Origin of the sequence: Mesorhizobium sp. J8, from assembly GCF_016591715.1 — a bacterium.
Classification (GTDB): Bacteria; Pseudomonadota; Alphaproteobacteria; order Rhizobiales; family Rhizobiaceae; genus Mesorhizobium.
Map to the genome: position 1 here is coordinate 1,687,226 of NZ_AP024109.1, position 26,592 is coordinate 1,713,817.

The window sequence follows — 26,592 nt, forward strand, 5'->3', positions numbered from 1 at the left end:
AGGATGTAGGACGCTTTGGTCTGCCTGCTCGACACAGGTCTTCGGGCATGTAGTCCCGCAAAGCGCTTGCACCGTCCCTACGCCAGTATGAACTGGATCAGGTTCAACGGGTCACTGCGCCGCGAAAGCCAGCAGTATCTCAGCCCCTTGCCGGGACTCCCCTGGTGAATGCTTCAAGTTGAACGGGCTGTCCTCCTGTTGTCAAGCGCATATGCCGGCGGCGACCGGCGCGATCGATTTAAACGTCAGTGGAAAAACGCGCCCAAGTGACGGCGACAAATCACTCCCGGCACAAACCGCAGGGATAACGAAATTGCCAGACCGTCGGAAAGAAGCTCGATCGCATGATGATCACCCCGTCAATCGGCACCAAAGGTTTTCACATCACATCGGTGGGCTGCGCCGCATTCGGCCGACCAAAAAGTATGAAAAATGGTCCTGCTGCCTGAAAATTGATTCTGGCCGGACACGCTTCCGAAATCGGATACTCAAGCACGCTGGAATGTCGATCGCAAAGCATTCCGCTATCGATTCAAGAAAACCACTTCAGATACAAATGCGGCGGGCACCGCATGTTATATAATGGCCCCGCTTATCGGCGCGAACGACCTGCGCTGCGCGATGCGGAAATCCTCACCCCGACCACCAGTCTCTTCGCGACCAGCCCGGACCGGCGGGATGAACGGCTATCGGCTCAAGGATCTGGCGCTACGAAGGCGGTGCTTTGTGTGGGCAGTCGCTCATGGCCTCGGTTTCGCACAATCGGGCCGCTGAGATGCAACTTTTTTCATCCGCTAGAACGAGCGTTGGAAACGCAGTATGCCGCCGACGCTGTTCTTTTTGTCCGCCTTAGTCCAGTTAACCTTGGAAGGGTCCGCCATGCCGACGCCGAAGTCGCCGCAGCGGTCATAGTCGACTTCGGCTGTAACCGTGAAATCTGGAACGAGCGTATAGGCGACATTCATAGCGACGCCATAGTTCTTGAGCTGATCACCCGAGACCTGAAGATTGAACGAAGTCGTCTCGTTGAACTTGTAAGTGGCGCCAGCCCAGAAAGCCCAGTTGCCGCCCCAAATTTTATAGAAGCCGCGACCATGAGCGTCGATTGCGTTAGCGGAATCATCATTGAGCTTGCCAATGGAGCCGAAACCCAACATTCCGAATAGGGACAGATCGTCGGTGACATTAAGGTCGACGCGGACCTTACTGGCTACCGCTTTGTAATTGCTATCATAAGCAACAACCCCGGTGATCGCGCCCCAGTGTTGTGTGTATTTCACACCGCCGACTACGTGTGGAACGTAGCTGTCGATTGTGCCGGCCGCGCCTTTGCCTTCTTCAAGCGAGACCACGGCTGAAAATCCGTTAGCGGCATCGAAGTAGTACTGGACGACGTTGGTTTCGAACTCACCATAGGGAACGAGCAGCTGATTGAGCACGTTGCCAGGATAGCCGATAAACATATCGAATGCCGACCAGTCCTTGCCAACTCGGAAGTCACCAAGCTGAATCCAGGCGAATGTCAAGCTGAGGTCTTTGTTGATGGCATAGTTTTGACTGTCCGGACCCGGATAAGCATTGCGGTTTCCAAAGTCCATATGCGTCTCGGTATAGGTCTTCAACGTGCCGAGCTCGGTTTCCTGATTGGTCCAGGTCTTCAGCGCGAAGCGGGCATTCTTTTGCCAAGTAGCGTTGGTGCTGCCGTCGTCGTGGTCGGTTGCCTTTGCGCCTTCCAAAGAGCCGACGTCACCTAAGCCGATGTCGTAGCGGATGTAACCGCCGACGCGCAGGCATGTTTCGGTGCCTGGGATATAAAAATAGCCTGCGCCATAGACGTCGCAGATCTTGACGTATTCTCCCGCGTCTGGCTCGGCGACGATGATCGCGTCGACGGCGCGGGCGTCGGAAACTGCGAGCAGGGTCGCAGCTGAGCCGAGAAGAAGGCCCATTGTGTTCATTCTTGATCTCCGTTCAAAGGCAAAAAAATGGCAGGACGCCAAAAGCGAACCTGGCCCCCCCGGACTAACAACGACGAGCACGGCGCTGCGCCTCTTCCGGTCTGACGAGCCCGGCACGAGATGGTCCAAGAACAAAGGCGATGGTGACTAAGTCATATTCTGAAATAATAAGCCGCTGTGCCTATGTTACTTTCTGCAATACCGCATGAGAAATTCAGCATTTCAGAGCCAATCGCCACAGTCATTTCCGCCAGTTGTGGGCAACCTCACAACGGCTTCCAGAGCTGACTGCGCAAATGACGTGCCATCTAGGCGACGCAGCTGCGATTTGACGCTCAATGTGCTGGCGGACCTTGGTTTGCGCTCCCTTCCTGTTTGCCCTGGAGATCGAGCCGAGCAAGAAAAGGAAATGTTTTCGATATGGTTCGTGTGTTCGATACGCGACAGGTTTCGTTCAATGGCGACAGCATTTGTTTGCTGAGCGCCTCGACATCGAGAGACCATGCGGCCGCACCGCTCGGTATATCGGGCCGGGTGCGCACGACGCCGACATAATAGTCACGAGCGAGACCGGGCATGCTATCCTTGCAGCTTGGCCCGGGCGGCGAGCGTCATCGTTAGGCCGGAGACCACCGTCGGCGAGGCGAAGCTGGTCAGCTTCCGTTGCAATCTTTCGATGGGGAACGACGAGATCGGCAGCGACGGTGTCGGATCAAGCAACTGCGGGGATTTCGAACTGCTCGGCGATCGAAGAATTAGGGATGAAAGCAACCCACGCCGACCCTCGCGCATCACGTGAACCATTTCGATGTCGGACCCGCCTTGAAGCAACCGACGACGTGAAAGCGAGCAATAGCTGCATCCGAGCCTTTAACCACCGGTGGTTTTGCTCGATGGACTATCCAGGAACCGGTTCCGGCAAATCGAATGGCTCAGCTATCAGCGGGGTCGACCCTGCAATCGACGTGTCGTTCGTCCGTGGTGGTCCTCAAAGGCGCCGAAGTTGCCGACGAATAAGCGGCGGTTGGCGTAACATCGTCGAACGGACTGACATAGCGCAAGGACGGAGGAACGCGCAGCGGTAAGGATGGCAGTTATCAGCATAGGACGGTAACTGTTGCAGACCTCAACACTGACAAGATATCGCCAGGCCCGCCTGCCTTGGTACACCATCTATCCGACAGTTCCGGACTTCTCTGAGGCGGTCGGCGCCGAGGCTTATAAGGAATGGCTCAGGAAACTGCCGGCTGACGATCCGGTGTCACTCTATCTCCACGTTCCGTTCTGCCGATCCAGGTGCTGGTATTGTGGCTTCCCTACCGCCATCGCCCGCCATAATGCGCCGATCCTCAATTATCTGGCGATGCTGCGTGAGGAGATCCGTTTGGTCTCGGAGCAGGCGCCACAGGCGCTACCCGTGAAAGACGTGCATTTCGGCGGCGGAACGCCGACACTCATTGGGTCAGCCGAGTTCCTCGCTTTGATGAAATTCCTGCGACGCCGCTTCGCTCTCGATAAGACAGCTACGATCGCCGTCGAGATCGATCCACGCACATTCACGGGGGAGATGGCCGAAGCTTTAGGAGAAGCTGGCGTGACTCGCGCGAGCCTCGGCGTCCAGACCTTCGATCCCATCGTTCAAAAGGCGATCAACCGGGTCCAGAGCGTGGAGCAGACGGCGGCTGCCGTCGAAATGCTGCGCCGGCACGGAGTAAGCCGCATTAACTTCGACCTTATGTTCAGTCTCCCGCATCAAACGGTGCAATCCTGCGTCGAGACCGCGAGGGCGGCAGTCGCCATGCGGCCCAACCGGCTTGCGGTGTTCTGCTACTCGCACATTCCGGCCCTTATAGAGAACCAGCGCCTCATCGAGGAAGCATCTCTTCCGGATAGCGAAGCTCGCGCCGAACAGGATGCAGCCGTGGCCGTGACCCTGATTGCCGCCGGCTATCGCGAGATCGGGCTCGACCATTTCGCGTTGCCGGACGACGAGCTCGCGCTTGGTCAGAAAACCGGGCGCCTGCGGCGCAACTCCCTCGGTTACTCGGCCGACACCTGCAAAACTCTAGTCGGTTTTGGCGCGGCGGCTATTGGCCGTGTCGGCGAAGGATACATCCAGAACGAAGTTACACGGGATGCCTACATGCAGCGTATCGCAGTTGGTCGTCTGGCGACGTCAAAGGGCTGGCGCCTAACCGACGACGACCGGGTGAGAGCTGCAATCATCGAGCGACTAATGTGCGATCTCGAGGCCGATGTGCCGTCAATTTGTGCCGCTCATGGATCTGATCCGATCCGTTTTCTCGATTCAACTGAACGCTTGGCGATTTTGGCCGAGGACGGGATAGTAGACGTCGAAAATGGTCGTATTCGCGTAAGGCGGCAGCATCGCTTTGTACTTCGCGCGGTTGCTGCCGCATTCGATGCTTTTCTCGACCGGGCTGCTCCTTAACGAGAGGCGCGAGTGCGAGGGTAAACAGCGCAACTGTGAACGGCCGAGACCGAGCGCCGCCCACGTGCCGACCACCTTTGACTTGGCAGGGCGTGGCATGCTGCTGGGCGCAGCGATGTGACCTTCGTCCGACTTCGTTGACTGGGGTTGAGGGAGCATGCGTTGCCCGCGAGCCTCTTGGTTGCCGCTCCATCCACGAGACTCAGCCATTTGTGGCAGTTGAGGCCGAATTCGATTATGCCGCTTCTTTCAGGACTATGCGACTGGCGCTGGCGGTGCTTTTTCAGTTGAATTTGATGCTCGCCTGCGCGAACACGCCGTAGCGCTCAGCCTCCCAATGCAGGCGCTGCGGTCTGCCACCACCCGCCGTTTCCTCGAAATGAGCGGCGCCAGTCGATGTCGCGCGCCAATAGCGGGTGCCGATGCCGATATTGAACAAATCCGTGACCTTGTAATTCAACATTGCCTCGAGCTGGACGCCATGCCCGGTGCCGTCTTCGGGTTGGGGATTGATCTCGGGGCGCAAATGGTGCTGATCTTTGCCGTCAAGCCGCGTGAACAGCACCGCAACGTCACCAGAAAGACTGAGCCGTTCGGTGAGTTGCGTCTGCCCGGTCAGCCCGAGTCGCAGCGAATGCCAATCGTTATCCTGGCTGATGCCGACCGTATTGGTCGCAATGGCTGGCACGCAAACCTCCGGGTTGGCCGCCTGCTGCTCGCAACCGGCGGCGTGGTAGCTCTCGTTCCAGAAATTGTAGCCGACAAGAGCACCGATGCGGTAGCGCGGCGTGTCCCAGAAATTGTATCCGAGATCGGCGGTGAAATAGGAAATGCGGCCGCTTTGTTGATCGGACAACGTGTTCGAATAGATGTGATTTTTAAGCTGGAAATCCTCGTCGGTAAGGGAGCCCTGGGCGATTCCGCCCGCACCGAGAAAACCCTTGATGAAGATGTTAGTCGGATTGTGGGTCGCGTTGAAGAAGACTTCGCCAGAACGCGCATCCAGATCGTTGTATGTGAGCCGCGAGACCAGAACAGCGCCGTGGGTGCCGTAGAGGTCCTTCGATGCTTTGCCGCTGCTGTACCAGTAGCGCAGCCCGCCCTCGAATGAAAAGACCGGGGACTGAGCGCCGGCGACTGCCGCCGGTTCGGTGACCGCCGGAGCGTCGGCAGCGGCGGCACCGACGGACAGACAGCAGAACGCGATATATGTCAAAACCACTCGCCGCATCGGCAAATTTCTCCTTTTGTGTTGATTTTCCGGTCCTGTCGCGGGACATGCAGAAATTGACCAGGTCGGTCAGACTGCAGAGTTGGTCTCCAGGCAAGAGCATCATGCTCAGAAAGTGCCGGGCAGGCGCTTGGCCCGGCTGCGGTTTTGCAATGCTGCCGCTGCTCCATCAGAGGTCTGCTACCCTGATCCCGGGAGACAACATCGTCCACATTGCGACACCCTCCGCGTGAGGCGTTTAGCGACACCCGAAGCAACATGCGTGCCAAAGACCGGAACTCTTTAAATGCATGGGAACTCGATTGCGGCATGTCCGACATTTGTCGCACCTCGGACAATGCCAAAGGATCCTGTCGCAAATTCCCGGTGAGAAGGTTGAGGAGCCATGCCGCGGAAGCCCCTCGCTTGGATCCGGGCTTCCCCGCCATGACACGCCCGCTCGGTGCGACCAGCGGCGCCGGCTGTATCTGACTGGTGCTGTGTCTGCCGGGACAGGTTCTGGGTGCCGATTATTCGAGCGCGCCAGGATCGCCTGTTGGCTTTGATTTACAGCAGTCCACGTCTGCCACCATTCTAGAGCATGATTGTTGCCGCTCGCGTCTCCAAACCGTGACTTCCCGCTCGCGAACGTCAACGAGGCATCTCGCGTCTTCGGCGTCCCGGGCAGATATGAAAGAACCCTCGACGGGTTTCCTTCAAAATTCTGCAAGGAATTCGACAAAATAGCGACACGCTTGCGCCGCAAGCCGCGCAAGAGTTGGTAACTGATTGAAATTCAAGTATCAATGCATCTGGCGCGACTTTTGCTCTCTGCAGTTTAACATGCGTTATATGACTATAACGCGTGCGCGGTCTAATTTATTTAAAGGCGCGAAACAATCCGGAATGGAGCAAGACAATGACATGTACTATGGCGGCAACGATCTTCCTTATGGTTTCGACATTGACTTTCGCATTGGAAACAAAAGAAGCCAACAGTTTGCGGAGCCTGCATTGCTGGGCACATCAGCACGCATCCGTGGCAGCCGCAAAAATGCGCACGTCCCCTCTGTCAAAGGAGACAGTGGATGCTTCTTTCGTTTCATATCGTTGCCGTAAGTTGAATCCGTCCTGCCTGATGTGACGTGCGTCTAACAACTATGAATGCCAGACCCAATAGGCGTCAAACATCTATTTGGCAGTGCTTAGCGTGGTGCCGGACCGAACCTTGGTCTGCCCTTCCGCGACGAGCTTCAAGCGTCCCATTGCACAATCACAGGAGGCATGACCTTCGAAAATTCTCCTGAGTCAGTCCACCTCTTGAAACATGAAAGGAACAAAATCAGTTCGGCATGCGCACGCGATGCCGCAATAGTCTCGCGAACCCCATTCTGGTCCCGACAGCCTGAATCGGGGGAGGCTCTCGCAATCTGTCTGTTCTAAAGGAGAACGAAATGACGTTCCGTCCATTGCATGACCGTATCCTGGTCCGCCGCATTGAGGCCGAGGAGAAGACGGCCGGAGGCATCATCATCCCCGACACCGCCAAGGAAAAGCCGCAGGAGGGCGAAGTCATCGCTGTCGGCCCAGGCGCCCGCGACGAAAGCGGGAAGCTCGTGCCCCTCGATGTGAAGGTCGACGACCGCATCCTGTTCGGCAAGTGGTCCGGCACCGACATCAAGCTCAATGGCGAGGACCTGCTCATCATGAAGGAAAGCGACATCCTGGGTGTGATTGACGTTTCGGCGCCGGCCAGGCAAGCCGCGTGACCGAAATCGCGCGACACAAACAATCAACAAGAGCTGCCTATTCGCAGGAGTGAACCAATGGCTGCCAAGGAAGTGAAATTTCATTCTGATGCCCGCGAGCGCATGCTGCGCGGTGTAGACATCCTCGCCAATGCGGTGAAAGTGACGCTCGGTCCCAAAGGCCGCAATGTGGTGATCGACAAGAGTTTCGGCGCACCGCGTATCACCAAGGACGGTGTCACCGTCGCGAAGGAGATCGAGCTCGAGGACAAGTTCGAGAACATGGGCGCACAGATGGTGCGCGAGGTCGCCTCCAAGACCAGCGACATCGCCGGCGACGGCACGACCACCGCTACAGTGCTGGCGCAATCGATCGTAACCGAGGGCGCCAAGGCAGTCGCGGCCGGCATGAACCCGATGGATTTGAAGCGCGGCATCGACAAGGCGGTGGAAACCATCGTCGCCGATCTAAAGGCCAAGGCCCGCGAGGTGACGAAGAACGACGAGATCGCTCAGGTGGGCACGATTTCGGCCAATGGCGACGAAGAGATCGGCCGCTTTCTCGCCGAGGCCATGGAAAAGGTCGGCAACGAAGGCGTCATCACCGTCGAGGAAGCCAAGACCGCCGAGACGGAGCTCGAAATCGTCGAAGGCATGCAGTTCGATCGCGGCTACCTGTCACCCTATTTCATCACCAACCAGGATAAGATGCGCGTCGAGCTCGAAGAGCCCTATGTGCTGATCCACGAGAAGAAGCTCGCCAATCTGCAAGCCTTGCTACCGTTGCTGGAGGCCGTGGTTCAGTCCGGCAAGCCGCTGCTGATCATCGCCGAGGACGTCGAGGGCGAAGCGCTGGCGACACTGGTGGTCAACAAGCTGCGCGGCGGACTGAAGGTGGCCGCCGTCAAGGCGCCGGGCTTCGGCGACCGCCGCAAGGCGATGCTGGAGGATATTGCCATCCTGACCGGCGGCACGGCGATCAGCGAGGACCTCGGCGTCAAGCTCGAGAATGTGACGCTGGAAATGCTCGGCCGCGCGCGCAAGGTGGAGATCGAGAAGGAGAACACCACCATTGTCGACGGTGCCGGCCACAAGGACGAAATCAACGGCCGCGTTGCTCAAATTAGGGTGCAGATCGAGGAGACCACTTCCGACTATGACCGCGAGAAGCTGCAGGAGCGCTTGGCCAAGCTTGCCGGCGGCGTCGCAGTGATCCGCGTCGGAGGCTCGACCGAAGTGGAGGTCAAGGAGCGCAAGGACCGCGTCGACGACGCGCTGCATGCCACCCGCGCGGCGGTCGAGGAAGGTGTCTTGCCGGGCGGCGGCGTGGCACTACTCAGGGCAGCAGGGGCGCTCGACAATGTCGCTGTCGACAACCCCGACCAGAGGACTGGCGTCGAGATCGTGCGGCGCGCCATCGAGGCTCCCGCCCGCCAGATTGCCGAAAATAGCGGGGCGGAGGGCTCCATTATCGTGGGTAGGGTTCGCGAGAAGCCTGAGTTCGGCTATGGCTGGAACGCCCAGACCAACGAATTTGGCGATCTCTTCAGCCAAGGCGTGATCGACCCTGCCAAGGTCGTACGCACCGCGCTGCAGGACGCCGCTTCCGTGGCCGGCCTGCTCGTCACCACCGAAGCGATGGTGGCCGAGAAGCCTAAGAAGGACACTCCCGCCCCGCCGATGCCGGGCGGCGGCGGCATGGATTTCTGACGAGGCTCACCTTTTTTCTGTGGGAGAGGGCGGAGCTACCTTACCAATGGTCCATTCGCCCTCTTCCAAGCGTCGATTCCGCCCTCGATGTGGCAGGCTGACGTGAGGCCCTGATCCTGGGCGGCCTGAACCGCCATGGCCGAACGCTCGCCGAAGGCTGCCGCAAGCAAATGACCGATTGGGCGGATCAAGATGCTACCGCGTGGACCAATATGGCGACGGGAAACAAGCGCATTGGGTCACGCTTGCGTTAGGGAAAGTCACGCCCGGGAAACGAGCGCAGGTATTTCCAAAGCCTCATTGGCCCCATCATGGATTGAGAAACTGTAACGGCCATATGCGTCAAGATCGACCGAGTAGCTCAGGCGGTCGCGTATGTGGTTGTCTTGGTCGAACGTGATGATCCGCGGCTTCAGCGACGTGATATGCGCTTCGTTCAGGTAGATGGAGCTGCAGACGATGATCGGGTCGCCAGGCTGGCAGGTGCGGGCGGCAGCACCATTGAGAATGCAGCATCGTGATCCACGCTCGCCGAGAATGACATAGGTCGAAATCCGCGCGCCGGAATTCTTGTTCCAAATTTCCACGAATTCCATCGGCAGGATCCCGGCTGCCTCGCAGTGATCAGGATCGAGCGTTATCGAACCATGGTAGTTGAGGTTTGCTTCGGTGACGTGGATGCCGTGAAGCTTGCCGGCGACTATTTTTCGCATTGGTCTGTTGTCCTCATCCGTCTCGCATGACTTGATGTCTTGTCGGCAACGGCCGCTTGGCTAAATTCCAACCACCAGCGCGCCGCCGCTCAATCCAGCACCTGCCGCCGCCAGGAGTATTTTCTCGCCGGCCCGGAATGGCTCGTTCTGGTTGGCGAGCGACAGGGAGAGCGGAATCGTCGCGGCGGACGAGTTGCCGTATTCGGCGATCGACTTAACGATCGCATGATCGGCAATGCCGAGGTTTCTGCCGACCGCGTCGAAGATGCGGGCATTGGCCTGATGCGGGACGAAGCGGTTGATCTCTTGCGGCTTCAATAGGGCCGCGCCCAGCGCCTCCTGCGAGCAAGCGGTCATCATCTCGACGGCCTTGCTGAACACTTCACGGCCGTCGGTGATCGTCATCCGGGTCTGCTCGATATCGAGACCATCGTGGAACGGTCTGTTGCTGCCGCCTGCGGGGATCTGGATCAGGCCGTAGCGCGAACCGTCCGAGTCCACCGAGGCGCCTAGAATGCCGCGATCGTCATCCTCGCACGGACCGATCACCACCGCGCCAGCGGCATCTGCGAACAGCACGGCACTGGCGCGCTCGGCCGGATTGATGCGGCGGCTGAGGATGTTGGCGGCAATGACAAGCGCCGGCCTGCCATGCAGGCGTGTGAACCCGTCGGCGAACATCAGCGCATAGATGAAGCCGGCGCAGGCGCCGGTCAGGTCGATCGCCCCGGAACGGCTAAGGCCGAGCCTGTGCGCGACCAGCGGCGCGCTGGGCGGTAGCAGGTGGTCGGGGGTCGAGGTGGCAAGCAGCAGCAGGCCGACATCGGCGCGGTCGATGCCGGCATTCGCCAGCGCCATGTCGCCGGCCTGCGCGGCGAGGCCAGACAGCGTGTCTTCATCGGTCGCCCAGAAGCGTGAGCGGATCCCGGTGCGCCGCTCGATCCAGCCCGGCTCGAGGCCGAGATTGTTCTCGATCTCGGCATTGGCGACCTTGCGCCCAGGCGCATGATGGCCAAGCCCGAGGATGCGGGACGACCTGCTCATGGCTTCGAGCCGAACCGTTCGCCGGCCTCCGCGATGGCGTCATAGAGCCGGTCGAGCTCGTCGCCGGTGATGCAATAGGGCGGCAGCAAATAGAGGACATTGCCGAGAGGACGCACCAGCAGTCCCCGCTCGAGGAAGAAGGCGCGCAGCTTCGGACCGATCTCGGCAAGATAACCAGATGACCCGGTACGCAGATCGAGCGCCGCTATCGTGCCGGTAAGCCGGCAGTCGATGAAGCAGGGATTGTCGCGAAAGCGGCGAAGTGCCGCGGCCTGCAGCGCGCTCAAGGCGGCGATCCGCTCGGCGACGGGCTCGTCGTTCCAGATCTCGACATTGGCGAGTGCTGCCGCGCAGGCAATCGGGTTGGCCGTGTAGGAGCTCGAGTGGAAAAAGGTCTTCTTCCGGTCGAGCGAATAGTGGGCCTGGAAGATGGCATCGGTCGCCAGCGTCGCGGCGAGCGGGATGGTGCCGCCGGTCAAGCCCTTCGAGGTGCACAATATGTCGGGCGAGATGTTCGCCTGCGCGCAGGCGAACATGGTTCCGGTGCGTCCCCAGCCGGTCATCACTTCGTCGGCGATCAGCAGCGTGCCGAAGGTTTCGGCGATCCTCTTCAATTCGGTCAAAACCCAGGCCGGATACATCAGCATGCCGCCGGCGCCGAGCACCAGCGGCTCGACGATCAGCGCGGCTGCCCGCTTGTCGCGCGCGACAGCCTCGAACCGATCGAGCGTTTCCTGCTCGCGGCCGGGAGCCGGGAAGGGGATGGTGTCGACCTCGAACAGCAGCGGCTCGTAGGCGGCGTTGAACACGCCGCGCGCGCCAACGCTCATCGTGCCGATGGTGTCGCCATGGTAGCTGTGCTCCATGACGACGATGCGCGAACGCGGCGCGCCGATATTGCGGAAATAGCCAAGCGCCATCTTGAGCGCCACCTCGACCGAGGTCGAGCCGCTGTCGGAATAAAACACCCAGTCGAGCCGCGGCGGCGCAAGGTCGACAAGCGCGCTGGCGAGGCGCTCGGCCGGCTCGTGCGTGAAGCCGGCGAAGATGATCTGATCGAGGCTCGCAGCAGTCGTCTCGATGGCCCTGACGATGCGCGGATGACGGTGGCCATGGGTGACGACCCACCAGGACGAAATGGCGTCGAGGATGCTCGTGCCATCAGCCTTGTGGAGGTAGGCACCCTCCGCCCTGACGATCTCCGGGATCGCCGGCTCGAGGGCGTGCTGGGTGAAAGGGTGCCACACACGGGACCGGGACATCACTGATCCCCTGCAACCGGCGCGAGATCGAAGTTGGCAATCATCGCGTCCTTCAGTGTTTCATCCGTTAGCGGATTGAGGAAGGGCAATCTGCCGAGTTGCGGCACGCCGCTGAATTCCGTGATCGTCCTTTGGTTGTCCGCCATCTCCTTGCCAATGAAGACTATGCCGAGGAGCGGGATGGAGCGCGCTCGCAGCGCCTCGATCGACAACAGTGTGTGATTGATGGTGCCGAGCGCGGTGCGCGCGCACAAGATGACGGGCAGTTGCCATTCCCGGAAAACGTCGATGAATTTTGTCTGCCGATTGAGCGGCACCATCAGCCCCCCAGCACCTTCGATGATGAGCGGACCAGGCAAGTGTGGAAGCGAGAGCTTTGCCGCCTCGATCGCGACGTCGTCGATTTCGGCGGAACGGTGCGGCGAAAGCGGCGCCCTCAAGCGATAAACTTCCGGCAGCACGCGCCCGGCCGGTAGCCCGGAAAGGCGGGCAACGACCTCGCTGTCCGTCTCCTCGTCGAGGCCCGATTGTACCGGCTTCCAGTAGAAGCCGTCGAGCACGCCGGCGAGGCCCGCTGAAAACACCGTCTTGCCGATGCCGGTGTCCGTCCCGGTGATGACAATGCCTGCGGTCATGGTGCTCTGGTCATGTCGCCATTCTTCGGGTTTCGGCCAAAGCATCGACAAGCGCATCCATCATTGCCGAGGTGGCGGCTTCATCGACATTGAGCGTCAGCGATATGCGCAGGCGCGATGTTCCCTCCGGCACCGTCGGCGGCCGAATGCCGCGAATGTCGAAGCCGTGTGCTTGCAGTTCCGCCGCCACCGCCATGGTCCGCCTGACGTCGCCGATGACAACTGGCTGGATCTGCGTCCCGCTGGCCCTTACCCCGCAGCGCTCCGCAAATTGACGGCCAGCGAAAGCTACGCGCTCATGCAGATCAACGCGGCGCATCGGCTCGTCGACGAGCACTGCGAGCGCTTCACGCGCGGCCACGGCCATCAGCGGCGATGGCGCGGTGGCGTAGATGAATGGCCGGGAGCGATTGACGAGATAGTCGCACAGCGTCCTCGGTCCGGTGACGAGCGCGCCAGACGCGCCGAGCGCTTTGCCGCATGTGTGGAGCGCAACAATATTGTCGCGGCCTTTGAAAGCGGCAGCCAACCCCCGGCCATCCGGCCCCCAGATGCCGGTAGCGTGAGCCTCGTCGACGACGATGAACGCCTCGTTCCGATCGGCGAGCGCGATCAGGCTCTCCAACGGCGCGCGGTCGCCATCCATGCTGTAGAGGCTTTCGACAGCGATCCAGATCCGCCCCATGCCGCCACTGGCGCGCCAGCGCCTGATTGCATCCTCGAGGGCGTCGGCGTCGTTGTGCACGACCGGCACGAACTCCGCGCGCCCGGCGCGCGCACCTTCATGCATGCTGGCATGGGCAAGCTCGTCGAGAACCAGCAGGTCGCCCTTCTGAGGCAGGGCGGTCAGCAGTGCGAAATTGGCGATGTAGCCGCCGCCGAAGAAGAGCGCGCGCTCGGCGCCGAAGAACGCAGCCGCGTCGGCCTCCAGTTCCTCATGCTCCGGTGCGTTGCCGCGCAGCAGCCGCGACCCTGTGGCCCCCACCGGGGTTCCGCGGGCAATGGCCGCCGCAACCGCGTTGCCAAGCCTCCCGCAGCTGGCAAGCCCGAGATAGTCGTTCGACGAGAAGTCGAGACCGGAGCGCGGAGCAAGCCGCCGTAGCCGGTCCTTGCGCGCCAGCCCCTGCAAGGTCGCCTCATACCGGGCGAGGGGAGGCCCGTTCATTGCGCCTCGAGTTCCATCGGCTCGATGCCAAGACGCCGGAACAGAAGCGTGTCCTTGTCCTCGCCGGGATTTTCCGCCGTCAGCAGCGTGTCGCCGACGAAGATCGAATTGGCGCCGGCAAAAAAGCACAACGCCTGCATCTCGTCGGTCATGGCGGTGCGGCCGGCCGAAAGCCGGACACGCGATTTCGGCATCATGATGCGCGCCAGTGCGATCACGCGCACGAACTCTATCGGCTCGATCGGCGTGGCTTCGGCAAGCGGCGTGCCGGCGACCGGGATGAGCATGTTGATCGGAACGCTTTCTGGATGCTCAGGCAGATTGGCCAGCGTCACCAGCATGTCGATCCGGTCCACCTTCTCCTCGCCCATGCCGACAATGCCGCCGCAGCAGACCTTGATGCCCGATTGGCGAACGTTCTCCAGCGTCTCGAGCCGATCGGCAAAGCTGCGCGTGCTGACGATCTCGCTGTAGTAGCGTTCCGACGTGTCGATGTTGTGGTTGTAGTAGTCGAGCCCCGCCTGCTTCAGCCGCGCTGCCTGGTCGAGGTCGAGCATGCCGAGCGTCATGCAGGTCTCCATGCCGAGCGCCTTGACGCCTTCGACCATGGCGACCACCGCATCCATGTCGCGCGGCTTGGGATTGCGCCAGGCCGCACCCATGCAATAGCGGGTGGCGCCGGCGTCCCGCGCCTTGATCGCCTCGGCGATGACGCGGTTGACTTCCATCAGCTTCGAGGCCTTCAGCCCCGTTTCGTGATGCGCCGACTGGCTACAATAGCCGCAATCCTCCGGGCAGCCGCCGGTCTTGATGCTGAGAAGCCGGCTGAGCTGGACCTTGTTGGGATCGAAATTCTGACGGTGAACGGTATGTGCCAGGAAGAGCAGATTGTTGAAAGGTGCGTCGTGAAGGGCCCGAGCCTTCTCCAGGGTCCACATCCCGCCATCAGCGCATTGCGTCCGTGGCATCGTCTCAGTCGGATCGGTGTCGTGCATATCCGTCCTGCTTCTCAGCTTCTTTGCTTGCCGTGACTCTTCGTCTGATTCATGCCGGTTTGATTGTCGATCCCCGACCGTTTCGCTGCGGATCATGTGTAATAGTCCAGTCCGATATCGAGAATTGGCGCACTATGGGTCAGCCAGCCGACGGACATAAGGTCGATGCCGGTGGCCGCGATGGCTGGCGCCGTCGTGGCTGTGATCCTGCCCGACGCCTCAGTGATCGCCCGGCCGGCAACAATGATCACCGCCTGCCGAAGCTTATCGAGCGACATGTTGTCGAGCAGGACGGCATCTGGGGCGAGCGAGAGGGCTTCTTCCAACTGGGTCAGCGTGTCGACCTCGACTTCGATCTTGACGAGATGGCCGACGCTCTCTCGCGCGCGCTTGATGGCGGAGCGGATGCCGCCGGCAACCGCAATGTGGTTGTCCTTGATCAGCACGGCGTCATCGAGGCCGAAGCGGTGATTGGCGCCCCCGCCGGCGCGTACGGCGTATTTTTCGACAGTCCGCAACCCGGGGGTCGTCTTACGGGTGCAGGTGACCTTGGCGCGGTGCTCGCAAATCGCTGCGACAATCGAAGCGGTTGCCGTGGCAATGCCACTGAGATGACATAAGAAATTCAGCGCCGTGCGTTCAGCGGTGAGAATGGCCCGGGTCGGACCACTTACCGATGCAATTATCTCCCCTTCCGCGACTTTGCTGCCGTCCGCCCGGTTTACGTCCATCTTGATATTTTGGTCGATCAACCTGAATGCGAGGCTCACCAGATCGAGCCCGGCGACAACCCCGGGCTGGCGTGCGGCAAGCACTGTCGTGGCGTGGTGATACTTCGCTACGGTCGCCTCGGTGGTGACGTCACCGGCTCTGCCCAGGTCTTCGAGAAGGGCTGACCGTACCAGCGGCTCGAGCATAATTGCGGGAAGCGGTGACAGGTTCATCAGGTGGTGCTTTCCAGCGTTGGCGAGTGTGCCAGTTCCCGCGCTGCGGCCAAGGCGGCTTCGAGAGTGATTTCGGACCGTCGCGCAACAGCCGCATGATGGGGAAAGTCCTCGCGGTAATGAGCGCCGCGGCTCTCTCGGCGCCGCAAGGCGGAAATAGCAATCATCAGACCGACAGCCGCCGGATCGGATGCCGCGGCCTCGCATTCGGCGAGCGGCAACAACTCCTGAGCGGCTGCTTTTAAAGCTTCGCCATTGCGCACGATGCCGAGCGCGCGCGACAGGGAAGGACGCACACGTATCGGATCTGGCGATGGATAAGCGCCCGCAAACATTGGCTTTGTTCTGCGAGCAGGCGTTCCGGCCACGCTTTCAGCGACCCAGCGCGCGCACACGACGGCCTCGGTCAAGGAATTGCTGGCGAGCCTGTTGGCGCCATGCAGTCCAGTCGAGGCAACTTCACCACAGGCCCACAACCCCTTGACCGACGTCCTACCGGAGCCGTCCACAGCAACACCACCCATGTGATAGTGCTGGGCAGGACGAATGGGAATGAGAGCGCGCGCGGGATTGATGCCGAATTTACGACAGGCAGACGCGATTGTGGGGAAGCGTCGTTGAAATTCCGGGCCAGGGCGTTTGCGCGCGTCGAGGAAAACCTGATGGCCGCCAGCCAGATGGCTCCAGACTGCGCGGGCAACGACGTCGCGTGGCGCAAGTTCGGCGCCCGGCACGCCATCAAGGAAGCGCCGACCCGTCTCGTCGACTAGGACAGCACCTTCGCCTCGAACAGCCTCGCTGACCAGAGCCATGGGGCGTCGCCGGCACTCAAGCGCGGTCGGGTGGAACTGGATGAACTCGAGGTCGGCAAGGACAGCTCCCGCGCGGGCCGCAAGTGCCAGGCCCTGTCCGCAACTGCCCGAAGGATTGGTCGTATCGAGAAAGAGCCCGCCGATCCCACCGGTGGCAAGGACGACCCGCCGTGAGCCGAAGAAGACAGGTCCCAGCGCGCAGCTCGCCCAGACGCCTCGGATGGCATTCTCCTTGACCGCCAGTCGGCGCGCTTCCACGCCCTCTACGACAACGATCGAGGGTGTGGAGCGCACGGCCCCAATCAGTGCACGCATGATCTCACGCCCACTGCCGTCGCCATGCGCATGAACGATGCGACGCCGGCTGTGCGCGGCCTCCAATCCGAGGCACAGTGGTCCTTTCGGCGTACGGTCGAAGGGAACCCCAAAGCGCGCAAGCCCTTCGATCGCCCCTGGCGCGGCTTGGAGGATGCGGCTCGCCATGTCTGTGTCACACAGACCGTCTCCCGCGGCGAGCGTGTCGGCCAAGTGCAATTGCGGATCGTCGTCTTGACCGAAACTCGCAGCCAGCCCCCCCTGTGCCGAGGTGCTCGATGTGTCTGCTCCCAAGAGCGTCCTGGACAAAAGAAGCACCGGCTCCGGCGCCAATTGAAGCGCGGTCATCAGCCCGGCTATTCCGCCGCCGATGATGATGGGCCGCCCGGAGAAGCTGCGGATATTGGCGCTCAAATTGCCAGCATCCGTTCGACCGCAAGCCGCGCGCGTCCGGCTATTCCCGGCTCGATGGTTACGACATGGCGGTTTTGCTCAAGCGCCGCGCGGATGTTGGCAAGCGTGATCCGCTTCATGTGCGGGCACAAATTGCAGGGCCGGATGAACTCGACATCTGGATGCGCTAACGCGACGTTGTCGCTCATCGAGCATTCCGTCATCAGCACCACACGTGGCGGCTTTTGCTTTTCGACATAGTCGCACATGGCTGCCGTCGAACCGGAAAAATCGGCCTCGGCCACGACCTCGGGCGGGCATTCGGGATGGGCCAGCACGCTCACGCCGGGATGGCTTTCGCGCAACTCGCGGATATCGGCCGGCGTGAAGCGCTCATGCACCTCGCAATGGCCTTTCCAGGCGATGATCTCGACGTCGGTCTGGGCGGCGATATTGTGGGCCAGATATTCATCCGGCAACATAATGACCCTGGGGGTACCAAGGGATTCGACGACCTTCCTGGCGTTGCCCGACGTACAGCAGATATCCGACTCGGCTTTCACTTCGGCCGACGTGTTGACATAGGTTACGATCGGCACGCCGGGATATCGCTGGCGCATCAAGCGGACATCTTGTGCCGTGATCGAGTCAGCTAGCGAGCAACCAGCCCAGAGATCGGGTATGAGGACCGTCTTGTCCGGATTAAGGAGCTTGGCCGTTTCGGCCATGAAGTGCACGCCGGCCAGCACGATGACCTGCGCCTCGACCGTCATAGCCTTGCGGGCGAGCGCCAAGCTGTCGCCGACGATGTCGGCCACACAGTGGAAGATCTCGGGGGTTTGATAGTTGTGGGCCAGGACGACGGCATTGCGCTCGCGCTTCAGCGCCAGAATGGCCTCGATATCATCGCTGAAAGCCGCCCATTCCCCCGGCGGGATGACGCGCCAGACGCGTCGATACAGAGAGGCGGCCGAAGGTAACGCCCCGCTCATCGGCGCCTCCCCATTTATAATCCATTTGACTATAAGGAGTATATATCTAGGTTGACTACAAGCCTGTCAACCCCGCGCGACCGGCAATTTTGTGCCGACCATCGCCGTTTCGTCGAGGACCGCATGGCGGAAACGATAGAGCCTTGCCGGTCGCCCGCCCGTGTCGACGGAAGTCTCACCGGTCTCCTCGACCAGCTCCTGCTGCTCTATGAGGCGACGAAAATTGGGCTTGTTGATCAGCCTGCCGGCGAGCGCCTCGACGGTTCGTTGCAGCTGTAACAGCGTAAAAGATTGCGGCATCAGCTCAAAGACGACCGGCCGATATTTGATCTTGGAGCGCAGTCGCGCGATGCCCGTCGCCACGATGCGGCGATGATCGGCAACCATGGACTTGCTGGGCACCAGCGATGGCCGCGTCGCATCGCGTCCGCTTGCCGCCTCTTGGACCAGCCCTGCTTCGTAGACCAACTCATAGCGCTGAAGCGTAAGTTCCTCGTTCCAATGGCGGTCGTCGAAGCCGAAGGCCTTCGCCGCCCGCTGCCGACGTTCGCGTCGCATGGCCGCGTCGCCGGCACTATCTGCCCATTCAATCAAGCGGGGCCGCAATACGTCCAGCACCACCGGCGGTGCGCCGGAGCGGTGATCCTCCCATGGAAAATATTCGTACCAGCTTCGCCAGCCGCACTTGGACGAGTCCGCACCCTGTTCCTTGCGCGTCAGTGCCAGATAGCTGATGGAGATGGCGCGCTGCCGGCGCTCGCCGCCGATGCGGTCTCGATCTGCGAAGGTGTAGAGTTGTTCGATGTAGCCCAGCGGATGGCCGGTCTGCTGCTCGACCCACCCTCTCAAACCGGATTGCAGCGATCGGTGCTCAAGCGCAAATGGTCCGGAAGGCAATGTGTCCGCCTGCCCGATTGTGAGGACACAGGGTTCATTGCCGGATACGGCGACGACAAAGGCGATCAGGTCAACTTTGGCTTCGTCCGCCGTGACGGCGGTTCTGTGTTTCCTTGTTCCTTTTGCCTGATTGTCCATGTTCGCGAAGTGGTTTGCAGGCGCTCGGCGCCTTAATCGATTTAGTTTAAGCACGGCTGTCTGCACGTCAACAGCGCGCAGCTGCACGGCCAATTTTTAGCTCTTCGCACTTGCACAAAAACATGCCAAACGCGACACCTGCGGTGGGTAACGCTGCGGAAGGAAGAATGCCTTGAGCATAACTGGCGATTCAAAGGCGATTACACCGACCGATATTCGGGCGCGTAAGGGCGGCGTCCCGCTCGTCTGCCTCACGGCCTATACGACGCCGATTGCAAAGCTGGTCGATCGACATTGCGACATCGTTCTTGTCGGCGACAGCGTCGGCATGGTGCTGCACGGCCTGCCGTCGACGCTCGGCGTCACGCTCGACATGATGATTCTGCACGGCAAGGCGGTGCGGCGTGGCCTGGAGCAGGCGCTGTTCGTCATTGACTTGCCGTTCGGTTCCTACGAGGCAAGTCCCGAGCAGGCGTTCCGCAACGCGGCTCGACTGATGGCGGAGACCGGTTGCGCGGCTGTCAAGCTGGAGGGCGGCGAGGCGATGGCCGCTACTATCCAATTCCTCGCCGCTCGTGGCATTCCTGTCATGGCCCATGTCGGCTTGACGCCGCAGGCAGTCAACGCCTTGGGTGGTTACCGCGTGCAGGGCAGGGGAGAGGACGCCGCACGGATCAGGCGCGATGCGCTGTCGGTCGCGCAAGCCGGCGCCTTTTCGGTCGTGCTTGAAAAGATGCCAGAGCACCTCGCGCGGCGGATCACTGGCGAGATCGAAATCCCCACTATCGGCATCGGCGCCTCACCGGCCTGCGACGGCCAGATCCTGGTGAGTGACGACATGCTCGGCCTGTTCTCCGCGTTCAGGCCGAAATTCGTCAAGCGCTACGCAGAGCTCGGCGATCAGGCCAGCGCCGCGATCGCGGCCTATGCGGACGAAGTGCGCAGCAGGCGCTTCCCCGCCGCCGAGCACGTCTTTGCCGACGCGGCCAAGGGGGCCGACGTAGGTCCGGCAGGAATCGGAGGAGCGGCGTGAGCGTGCCGATTGCCAGGACCGTTGCCGGACTTCGCCAAATACTCGCCGGGTGGCGCCGAAACGGCGCCAGCGTTGCCGTCGTGCCGACCATGGGCGCCTTGCATGAAGGGCATTTGAGCCTCGTACGTGCCGCGCTCCAGACCGCTGATCGTGTGATCGTGACGCTGTTCGTCAATCCGAAGCAGTTCAACAGTGCCGCCGACCTTGCCGCCTATCCTCGCACGGAAAACGAGGATGCCGCAAAGCTCGTGCCGCTGGGAGCGCATCTGCTCTATGCGCCGCATGGCGAGGAGATGTATCCGGCAGGCTTTGCCACGACGGTTTCGGTGTCCGGCGTTAGCGAGGGCCTGTGCGGTGCTTTTCGGCCGGGTCATTTCGAGGGCGTGGCGACTGTGGTGGCCAAACTCTTCCTGCAGACAGGCGCCGACTTCGGCTTCTTTGGCGAAAAGGACTTTCAGCAGCTTCAGCTCGTCAGGCGCATGGTACGGGATCTGGATATTCCAATTACCGTCGTTGCCTGTCCGACTGTCCGCGAAGCCGACGGTCTTGCACTGTCATCGCGCAATGTCCGGCTTTCGCCAGCCGAGCGCGCTGTTGCTCCCAAGCTGCCATCGGTCTTGAGTGAGACGGCCGAGCTGCTTGCCCGCGGCTCACCCGTCCTGTCAACGCTTGCCGCAGCGCGCGAAGCAATTCTGGCTGCAGGCTATCGCGAGGTCGAATACCTGGAACTCTGTGACGAGGCAGAGCTGCGACCCACGACACTCCTTGAGCGACCGGCACGCTTGCTTGTCGCGGCCTGGCTTGGCGGCACTAGGCTTATCGACAACGTCGCAGTATCACCGGTTGGTTCAACGGATTAACGAGGTTCTCCGCGTTGCATAGCAGTCTTGAAAGAGGCTTCTTCAAGGTAAGGCTGGACACAACGGCGGTGATGACTGTGAAAACGTCGCGCGCATTGCATCGGCGCGGGGTCGTTTAGTCCAAGGCTATGACTTGGTATCGAAGCGAGATTCGCGGAGGTCACGCAAAGCGCAAATGCATCGCGTATTTGAAAACTTCGTCGAGCAACTGTCTGCAAGTGTAGATACTGTCGATCTGCATGAGGCCATGGCGTGCGTCGCCGCCGGCTTCGACTTCCCGCTCTTTGCCTATTTCAGTTATCCGTCGGTATCCGGCGACGCCCCGCGATTGATCTCAAATTACCCCTCATCCTGGACATCACTTTACCTGCAACAGCGCTACCACGATCTTGATCCGGTCATCCTGCGTGGGCTGCAGGGCTGGGATACCTTTGATTGGGGCGTGGAGCTCGGTCGACAGTATCTGCCGACTTCGCAGCAGCAAATTCTGGAGAGTGCGGCTGAGCTTGGCATCCGCGGCGGATTGACGATATCCATGCACGATCATCGCGGCCGTTTTGCTGCCCTGACCTTTGCTTCCGACGAGTCACGTCCGGCTCTTTTGCAGTCATTGGCACGTTACGAAAAAGCACTGCAGTTGATGGCTATCAACTTTCACATCCATGTCAGGCACAGGCTCGCCGACGATCGCGTGGTGGACGGTGTAACGCTCACCCCGCGGGAGTTCGAGTGTCTGAAATGGGCGGCGCGCGGCAAGTCGGCTTGGGATATCAGCCAGCTACTCGGGCTCTCGAAGCGCACCGTGACCTTCCACCAGGAAAACGCCAAAGCAAAGCTTGGCGTTCGAACGACCAATCAGGCCGTTGCGCGGCTAGCTGCCTCAGGGCGGGCGAGATCCTAATTCTTCTGCCACGATAGCTGTAAACGTCTACAGGCTGCATTGCTGTCGCCTTTGCCCTCCGATGACGGCAACACATCCCGCACGGAGGCGCGACCATGATGCAGCTGATAACACCGGCCTTTTACGGCGAGTTCGCAAGCGAGCTCAAGGAGATGCACGGGCTCAGATATCGAGTCTTCAAGGAAAGACTAGATTGGGAAGTTGACTCCAAGGACCAAATGGAAGCGGACGCGTTTGATGGCTACATGCCTGTCTATCTGCTTCTCAAGGGATCCGATTGGCGAACTTGCGGTTGTGTGCGTCTTTTGCCCAGCACCGGACCCACAATGTTGCGCGATACGTTCCCTGTGCTGCTGGGTGCTGACATTGTGCCCTCGACGCCTGACATATGGGAGAGCAGTCGTTTCGCGCTCGATCTTCCTTCCTCCGCGCCCAAGGCAGCCGGCGGGTTGGCGCAAGCAACCTACGAGCTCTTTGCCGGCATGATCGAGTTCGGCTTGGCCAATGATCTCACCCGGATCGTCACGGTGACCGATACGCGCATGGAACGGATCCTTCGCCTCGCAACGTGGCCATTGTCACGCATCGGACAACCCAGGCCCGTCGGCAACACGCAGGCGGTGGCCGGATTTCTCGAGATTTCCCAATCGAGCCTTTTGCGCATCCGCGACAGGGGACGTCTGAGCGGACCGGTCCTGTGGAAACCGGTTCTAGGCGTTTCGATATAGCGCGATTGCGGGCGCCTGAGCCGTGACGAATGCACGCCTGCTCCAGGACGCCACGGCCGCTCGCGCATTCTGGCCGGACTGGCGTCGTCACGAAACTTACCACTACACGAGACGATTGCCGCGTACGGGCTGGGCCTGGGAATTTCTTCGGCGCAATCCGCAGTTCCAGCGCGATCACGCCAAAATGGCAGCGCCCGCCTCCACTGTCGGGGCCGGCGGTACGAATGTAATCGAGCTGACGACGGGATCACTTTTCCTCAGCCAATGGAGCCTCCTTTTTCGCCGACGAGCCAAAATTGGACGCCACGTCGGCAAGGGTCTTCTGGGACCCGCGCTACTGCGCCCGCGTCCTGCGAGCGGCCGCCGAGCCGGCTGATCTCGATCACGATTTTGAACCGCTTGATCTTGCCTCGCTCGCATGCGGCAAGGACATCCTGCTGACGCCGGCCGATGTCCAGCAAGTTTTGCTGAGACAGGACTGCCGGGCTCTGCAGATCGCCGTTTCCGGCGCCTCCGTTCTGCGCCCGTTGCGGCTATACGTAGACGCAATCGTGCCGCCGCGGCACTTGAAGTTCCATGTCGCTGCCCTTCAGTTCCTCAACGACATCAAGTGTAGCGGCCGCCCGGCAGCCGCTTGCTTTCCGCCGGAACCCCGCGGCGGACGCCTGCGTATCGTGCTCCAGGCTTTGGATGGTTCGCTTGCGGCAGCATCCCATCAGGAGATCGCCATTGCGCTGTTCGGGCGAGGACGTGTCGAAGAAGACTGGGCTCATCCGGGCGGCCATCTTCGCGATCGAGTGCGGCGCGCCATCCAGCGTGGCCGATACCTGATGGGCGGGGGTTACAGGCATTTTCTGACGTAGCCACTGTGATCGCCTCGTAAGGCTTGTTCGACAGGCGCGCAGTGACGTGTGCATTGCCGGTGAGGTAATTGTGCGTTGCACAAAAGTTGACGCGCGGCTAGCGTTCTACCGCTGCGGGAATCGGGCTTGGGTAATACGGGACGAAGCAGTCAGGACCAATGCTTCGTCGATAGTGCATTCATACGCTGAGGATCCTGATGACAGTTACGAAACCCGACAAAGCCGATGCTGCAAGCCTCGAGGCGATCGCGCGAAATGGCAGTATTCTACGTCGCATCGCGGTACGTATTCCGACCTATCTGTCGGATATTCGCGAGAACCCAGCGTGGCTGCCGATGTTCGTGCTCGCCCGGACCATGCCGGCACGCAGACTGCACTGGCGTGGTGCAAAGCCCGTTCGAGCGAAGAAGGTCCAGGACACGATGTTTGCCGGCGTCAATCGCCAGGACGTTGTGGACGCGCTGCAGTCGGATGGACTTTTTTCCGGTCTCGTCTTGCCGAAATTTATCCATGAGGAAATCGCAGCTTTCGTCCGGTGCACACCTTGCTTTGGCAATTTCGATCGCCGTCTCGAATTCATGCCGACGGAGCATGAGCAGGCTGAGGCTCGGTTCGGCGTTCCGTTGCTCAGCGGCCACTATTTCGAGCGCATTCTCGCCTGCAAGGCGGCACTTGCCATCCAAAACGACCCGCTGCTCACGGATATCGCTGCACACTATCTCGGCGGCCAGGCGAAACTGATCACAACGCGTGTTTGGTGGAGCTTCCCCACAGGGCAGGCTTCCGACGCCGACAAGAACCTGGCATCGCTAGGAAAATACCACTTTGACCTCGACGACTGGCGAATGTTGAAGTTCTTCTTCTACCTGCTGCCGGTCGACGAGGGCACCGGTCCGCATGTCTACGTCCGCGGCAGCCACAAGCGCCGCGCGCTCAAGCACCAGCTGACGCTTCTCGTCGGCCACCCCGCGGAAGAGGTTCTCGACGTCTATGGCGAGCAAAGCCCCGTGACTCTTACCGGAGAGGCGGGGCTTGGCTTCGTTGAGGATCCTTTCGGCTTTCACATGGGCACCGTCCCGGCGCACACGCCGCGGCTGATGATGGAAGTGGGCTTCGGCGTTTCGCCGCCCTCGCGCCGACGCTTCCACGGCGAGCCCGTTATTCGCTGATTTCGAAGAAGTCCCGAGACAGCTTTTCCCAGACCGAAGACCAGTATCTCGCGGGCAAATAAGCAACGGCCCCATCCCGGAAAAATCCCGTTTCCGCCGCATGGTGCCGTTGCAACTATTTTTCATGCCTAGGCAGTCCACCTCGCGAAGACCCCCCTAGGACGCCGGCGCAACGAAACCCAATCGACTGATAAAGCTCCGGTTTCTGCGCTTTGTGAGCTGACAAACTTGTCCAGAAATTGGCTCTTGTGTACCCGGGTTTGGCTGCCGACACGGCCTTGCATTCGCGCACCGCTATTACGGCAATACGAAGGGCACCGGGACGCTGTTGGGTTGACTATGGGTGTCGGAACCGCGAAAAGGGACGCGCTCTTCGTGAGTGGCGTGCGCCGGCGGTCTAAACCCCCCAAGCCCCCCGCCAGACCGCCGGCGCGCTTCTAGGAATGTCGAGGAGACCGCGCCCAAGGCACCTTGTCCGACTATGCTTGATCGGATTCTCAATCGGTGTAACCGTCGCATGCGGCTCTACTGGCGAACTAATCCTTGCGCTTCCTCAAGCGAGGAAAGCCGATCACCATGAGTGCGTCAGTTTGGTGTTTGTCCACCTGCCGTCTGCGATCTCGTGTCCACGTCGCCGAGTTAAAAGTGGAAGCTCCTGTTGATCGAAAAAGGGCAGGCCGGCTTGGTGCCCTTTTGTCGGCTCCTTTTTTGCTTCGTTCGAGTTTTGCCCCGCGTCGGGACGCTCGACTTCCGACAAGAGGAGGCGATTGAGCTCGATACTCACGCCAAACAACTCAGCGCGGTAAGCTCCATCCCGGGGAGCTAGGACGCAGTCAGACTTGCGCTTGCGAACCGCCTGTAGACTTGCTCGAAGCCAGCTAGAGACTTGATCTAAACGATCCAGCAACGATATTGGCGCGCATTCGCCTAGTTGCTCGCCGCCATCGCTTTGGCGCGATCACCGCAGCCGTTTCGAACACAACAGTCACGCCGACAATGTCGGCACCGGATGCCACAAAAAGTCACAAGATGCATTTCAGCAAAACGCTAGCTGACCAGCATATGTCCGGCCTTTCGCAACGCGTCCAGGAAGAGAGTGGCATGGCCGTCGACATTAATCTTGGCCTGCATCGAGAGGGGCATGCTGGTCCAATTCTCCAATGGCGCAATGAAACCCGAGAAAATTCCACCGACAATGCAATGGCGGATAACAGAGCCTTGTCTGTCCAAAGCCAGCACGCCGGTCCGGTCGCTTGGATATCGTATGGCCGCGATCCGCTGCACCGCCGCGTCACCGTCGACCCGCACGTCGAAAAGCAGGATACCGCGGCTCCTGGCGGCTATCGCCGCAGCTTTTTCAGTGAAGCTTAAAGAGAGTGAGCGGGCGCTTTCGACCGCCATCTGGAAAACCAGCGAATCCAGTTCATGCGCAGCCATGGGGGTAATTGCCCGCAACACAGGAGTGATTGCAACCGACCCAAACGGCTTGTTCACAGATGTCGGCCCACGGCCGATCATTTGGTTTGGTTGACGATCGGCCATCGATCGACGGCGTGCTCCGATTCGAACCGATCCTGAGATGGAAGACGCGGGGTGTTAGCGTTGGCATCGGCTCGGCGGCTACGAACTCCGTTCGCTTCCATCGTCCAAGCTAG

23 protein-coding genes, 1 pseudogene and 1 riboswitch are annotated in these 26,592 nt (G+C 60.7%); of the genes and pseudogenes, 10 read left to right on the forward strand and 14 right to left on the reverse strand.

Annotated elements, in window-relative coordinates; all coding sequences use genetic code 11:
- Positions 1–56 precede the first annotated feature (56 nt).
- Positions 57–173, reverse strand: a riboswitch (TPP riboswitch).
- Positions 174–794: 621 nt separating this feature from the next.
- Positions 795–1,958, reverse strand: a complete 1,164-nt coding sequence (locus MJ8_RS07645; RefSeq protein WP_201413813.1) for a porin — start codon at positions 1,956–1,958, stop codon at positions 795–797.
- 1,117 nt (positions 1,959–3,075) lie between these two features.
- Here MJ8_RS07645 and hemN point away from each other — a divergent pair.
- Positions 3,076–4,410, forward strand: a complete 1,335-nt coding sequence (gene hemN, locus MJ8_RS07650) for an oxygen-independent coproporphyrinogen III oxidase (RefSeq protein ID WP_201413814.1) — start codon at positions 3,076–3,078, stop codon at positions 4,408–4,410.
- Between the two features lie 283 nt (positions 4,411–4,693).
- Here the strand turns inward: hemN and MJ8_RS07655 are convergent, their stop codons facing one another.
- Entirely contained in the window at positions 4,694–5,641 is a 948-nt protein-coding gene (locus MJ8_RS07655; protein WP_201413815.1) for an omptin family outer membrane protease, read from the reverse strand.
- A 1,433-nt stretch (positions 5,642–7,074) separates the two neighbouring features.
- Between MJ8_RS07655 and groES the strand changes: the two genes are divergently transcribed.
- Together groES and groL are read left to right on the forward strand one after the other, a co-directional pair.
- Complete coding sequence (gene groES, locus MJ8_RS07660; protein ID WP_201413816.1) at positions 7,075–7,389, forward strand: co-chaperone GroES; 315 nt, start codon at positions 7,075–7,077, stop codon at positions 7,387–7,389.
- 57 nt (positions 7,390–7,446) lie between these two features.
- Positions 7,447–9,078, forward strand: a complete 1,632-nt coding sequence (gene groL / locus MJ8_RS07665) for a chaperonin GroEL (protein ID WP_201413817.1) — start codon at positions 7,447–7,449, stop codon at positions 9,076–9,078.
- A 35-nt stretch (positions 9,079–9,113) separates the two neighbouring features.
- Here groL and MJ8_RS32235 read toward each other — a convergent pair.
- The 11 genes and pseudogenes from MJ8_RS32235 to MJ8_RS07715 form a co-directional block, all read right to left on the reverse strand.
- Positions 9,114–9,236: pseudogene (locus tag MJ8_RS32235) on the reverse strand (rhodanese-like domain-containing protein); the annotation flags it as partial.
- A gap of 102 nt (positions 9,237–9,338) precedes the next feature.
- The gene (gene panD, locus MJ8_RS07670) at positions 9,339–9,791 is read right to left on the reverse strand and encodes an aspartate 1-decarboxylase (RefSeq protein ID WP_201413818.1); all 453 of its coding nucleotides are present in this window, start codon (positions 9,789–9,791) and stop codon (positions 9,339–9,341) included.
- A 60-nt stretch (positions 9,792–9,851) separates the two neighbouring features.
- Positions 9,852–10,835 (reverse strand): beta-ketoacyl-ACP synthase III, encoded by a 984-nt coding sequence (locus MJ8_RS07675; RefSeq protein ID WP_201413819.1) that lies wholly within the window; start codon positions 10,833–10,835, stop codon positions 9,852–9,854.
- Positions 10,832–12,097, reverse strand: a complete 1,266-nt coding sequence (locus MJ8_RS07680; RefSeq protein WP_201413820.1) for an adenosylmethionine--8-amino-7-oxononanoate transaminase — start codon at positions 12,095–12,097, stop codon at positions 10,832–10,834. The genes MJ8_RS07675 and MJ8_RS07680 overlap by 4 nt, the downstream gene beginning before the upstream one ends.
- On the reverse strand, positions 12,097–12,732 hold the full coding sequence (gene bioD / locus MJ8_RS07685) for a dethiobiotin synthase (RefSeq protein ID WP_201413821.1): 636 nt from the start codon (positions 12,730–12,732) through the stop codon (positions 12,097–12,099). The genes MJ8_RS07680 and bioD overlap by 1 nt, the downstream gene beginning before the upstream one ends.
- Before the next feature lie 10 nt (positions 12,733–12,742).
- On the reverse strand, positions 12,743–13,897 hold the full coding sequence (locus tag MJ8_RS07690) for an 8-amino-7-oxononanoate synthase (protein WP_201413822.1): 1,155 nt from the start codon (positions 13,895–13,897) through the stop codon (positions 12,743–12,745).
- Positions 13,894–14,835, reverse strand: coding sequence for a biotin synthase BioB (bioB, locus tag MJ8_RS07695; RefSeq protein ID WP_225248178.1), 942 nt, complete (start codon positions 14,833–14,835; stop codon positions 13,894–13,896). The genes MJ8_RS07690 and bioB overlap by 4 nt, the downstream gene beginning before the upstream one ends.
- A 149-nt stretch (positions 14,836–14,984) precedes the next feature.
- Positions 14,985–15,836, reverse strand: a complete 852-nt coding sequence (nadC, locus tag MJ8_RS07700; RefSeq protein WP_201413824.1) for a carboxylating nicotinate-nucleotide diphosphorylase — start codon at positions 15,834–15,836, stop codon at positions 14,985–14,987.
- A complete protein-coding gene (locus MJ8_RS07705) occupies positions 15,836–17,377 on the reverse strand; it encodes an L-aspartate oxidase (RefSeq protein ID WP_201413825.1) in 1,542 nt (513 codons plus the stop codon). The genes nadC and MJ8_RS07705 overlap by 1 nt, the downstream gene beginning before the upstream one ends.
- On the reverse strand, positions 17,374–18,348 hold the full coding sequence (gene nadA, locus MJ8_RS07710) for a quinolinate synthase NadA (RefSeq protein ID WP_201413826.1): 975 nt from the start codon (positions 18,346–18,348) through the stop codon (positions 17,374–17,376). Before nadA ends, MJ8_RS07705 begins: the two co-directional genes overlap by 4 nt.
- A 66-nt stretch (positions 18,349–18,414) precedes the next feature.
- On the reverse strand, positions 18,415–19,383 hold the full coding sequence (locus MJ8_RS07715; protein WP_201415349.1) for an NUDIX hydrolase: 969 nt from the start codon (positions 19,381–19,383) through the stop codon (positions 18,415–18,417).
- A gap of 172 nt (positions 19,384–19,555) precedes the next feature.
- Here MJ8_RS07715 and panB point away from each other — a divergent pair, with 172 nt between their 5' ends.
- From panB to MJ8_RS07745, 7 genes are all read left to right on the forward strand, one after another.
- Positions 19,556–20,416 (forward strand): 3-methyl-2-oxobutanoate hydroxymethyltransferase, encoded by an 861-nt coding sequence (panB, locus tag MJ8_RS07720; protein WP_201413827.1) that lies wholly within the window; start codon positions 19,556–19,558, stop codon positions 20,414–20,416.
- Complete coding sequence (gene panC, locus MJ8_RS07725; RefSeq protein WP_201413828.1) at positions 20,413–21,276, forward strand: pantoate--beta-alanine ligase; 864 nt, start codon at positions 20,413–20,415, stop codon at positions 21,274–21,276. The genes panB and panC overlap by 4 nt, the downstream gene beginning before the upstream one ends.
- Positions 21,277–21,451: 175 nt before the next feature.
- Positions 21,452–22,177 carry a LuxR family transcriptional regulator gene (locus tag MJ8_RS07730; RefSeq protein WP_201413829.1) on the forward strand — a complete coding sequence of 242 codons (726 nt, stop codon included), beginning with the start codon at positions 21,452–21,454 and terminating at the stop codon, positions 22,175–22,177.
- A gap of 95 nt (positions 22,178–22,272) precedes the next feature.
- A complete protein-coding gene (locus tag MJ8_RS07735) occupies positions 22,273–22,905 on the forward strand; it encodes an acyl-homoserine-lactone synthase (RefSeq protein WP_201413830.1) in 633 nt (210 codons plus the stop codon).
- Between the two features lie 22 nt (positions 22,906–22,927).
- Entirely contained in the window at positions 22,928–23,281 is a 354-nt protein-coding gene (locus tag MJ8_RS32765) for a transcriptional regulator domain-containing protein (protein ID WP_225248179.1), read from the forward strand.
- Positions 23,202–23,768 (forward strand): DUF2285 domain-containing protein, encoded by a 567-nt coding sequence (locus tag MJ8_RS07740; protein ID WP_225248180.1) that lies wholly within the window; start codon positions 23,202–23,204, stop codon positions 23,766–23,768. The genes MJ8_RS32765 and MJ8_RS07740 overlap by 80 nt, the downstream gene beginning before the upstream one ends.
- Positions 23,769–23,965: 197 nt before the next feature.
- Entirely contained in the window at positions 23,966–24,937 is a 972-nt protein-coding gene (locus MJ8_RS07745) for a hypothetical protein (protein ID WP_201413831.1), read from the forward strand.
- Positions 24,938–25,984: 1,047 nt separating this feature from the next.
- Here MJ8_RS07745 and MJ8_RS07750 read toward each other — a convergent pair.
- Positions 25,985–26,374 carry a hypothetical protein gene (locus MJ8_RS07750; protein WP_201415351.1) on the reverse strand — a complete coding sequence of 130 codons (390 nt, stop codon included), beginning with the start codon at positions 26,372–26,374 and terminating at the stop codon, positions 25,985–25,987.
- Positions 26,375–26,592: the final 218 nt, after the last annotated feature.

Coding starts and splice junctions, on each gene's coding strand:
- MJ8_RS07645 (WP_201413813.1), bottom strand. CDS start 1,958: ATGAACACAATGGGCCTTCTTCTCGGCTCAGCTGCGACCCTGCTCGCA.
- MJ8_RS07655 (WP_201413815.1), bottom strand. CDS start 5,641: ATGCGGCGAGTGGTTTTGACATATATCGCGTTCTGCTGTCTGTCCGTC.
- groES (WP_201413816.1), top strand. CDS start 7,075: ATGACGTTCCGTCCATTGCATGACCGTATCCTGGTCCGCCGCATTGAG.
- groL (WP_201413817.1), top strand. CDS start 7,447: ATGGCTGCCAAGGAAGTGAAATTTCATTCTGATGCCCGCGAGCGCATG.
- panD (WP_201413818.1), bottom strand. CDS start 9,791: ATGCGAAAAATAGTCGCCGGCAAGCTTCACGGCATCCACGTCACCGAA.
- MJ8_RS07675 (WP_201413819.1), bottom strand. CDS start 10,835: ATGAGCAGGTCGTCCCGCATCCTCGGGCTTGGCCATCATGCGCCTGGG.
- MJ8_RS07680 (WP_201413820.1), bottom strand. CDS start 12,097: ATGTCCCGGTCCCGTGTGTGGCACCCTTTCACCCAGCACGCCCTCGAG.
- bioD (WP_201413821.1), bottom strand. CDS start 12,732: ATGACCGCAGGCATTGTCATCACCGGGACGGACACCGGCATCGGCAAG.
- MJ8_RS07690 (WP_201413822.1), bottom strand. CDS start 13,897: ATGAACGGGCCTCCCCTCGCCCGGTATGAGGCGACCTTGCAGGGGCTG.
- bioB (WP_225248178.1), bottom strand. CDS start 14,835: ATGTGGACCCTGGAGAAGGCTCGGGCCCTTCACGACGCACCTTTCAAC.
- nadC (WP_201413824.1), bottom strand. CDS start 15,836: ATGAACCTGTCACCGCTTCCCGCAATTATGCTCGAGCCGCTGGTACGG.
- nadA (WP_201413826.1), bottom strand. CDS start 18,348: ATGAGCGGGGCGTTACCTTCGGCCGCCTCTCTGTATCGACGCGTCTGG.
- MJ8_RS07715 (WP_201415349.1), bottom strand. CDS start 19,383: ATGGACAATCAGGCAAAAGGAACAAGGAAACACAGAACCGCCGTCACG.
- MJ8_RS07730 (WP_201413829.1), top strand. CDS start 21,452: ATGCATCGCGTATTTGAAAACTTCGTCGAGCAACTGTCTGCAAGTGTA.
- MJ8_RS07735 (WP_201413830.1), top strand. CDS start 22,273: ATGATGCAGCTGATAACACCGGCCTTTTACGGCGAGTTCGCAAGCGAG.
- MJ8_RS07745 (WP_201413831.1), top strand. CDS start 23,966: ATGACAGTTACGAAACCCGACAAAGCCGATGCTGCAAGCCTCGAGGCG.
- MJ8_RS07750 (WP_201415351.1), bottom strand. CDS start 26,374: ATGGCTGCGCATGAACTGGATTCGCTGGTTTTCCAGATGGCGGTCGAA.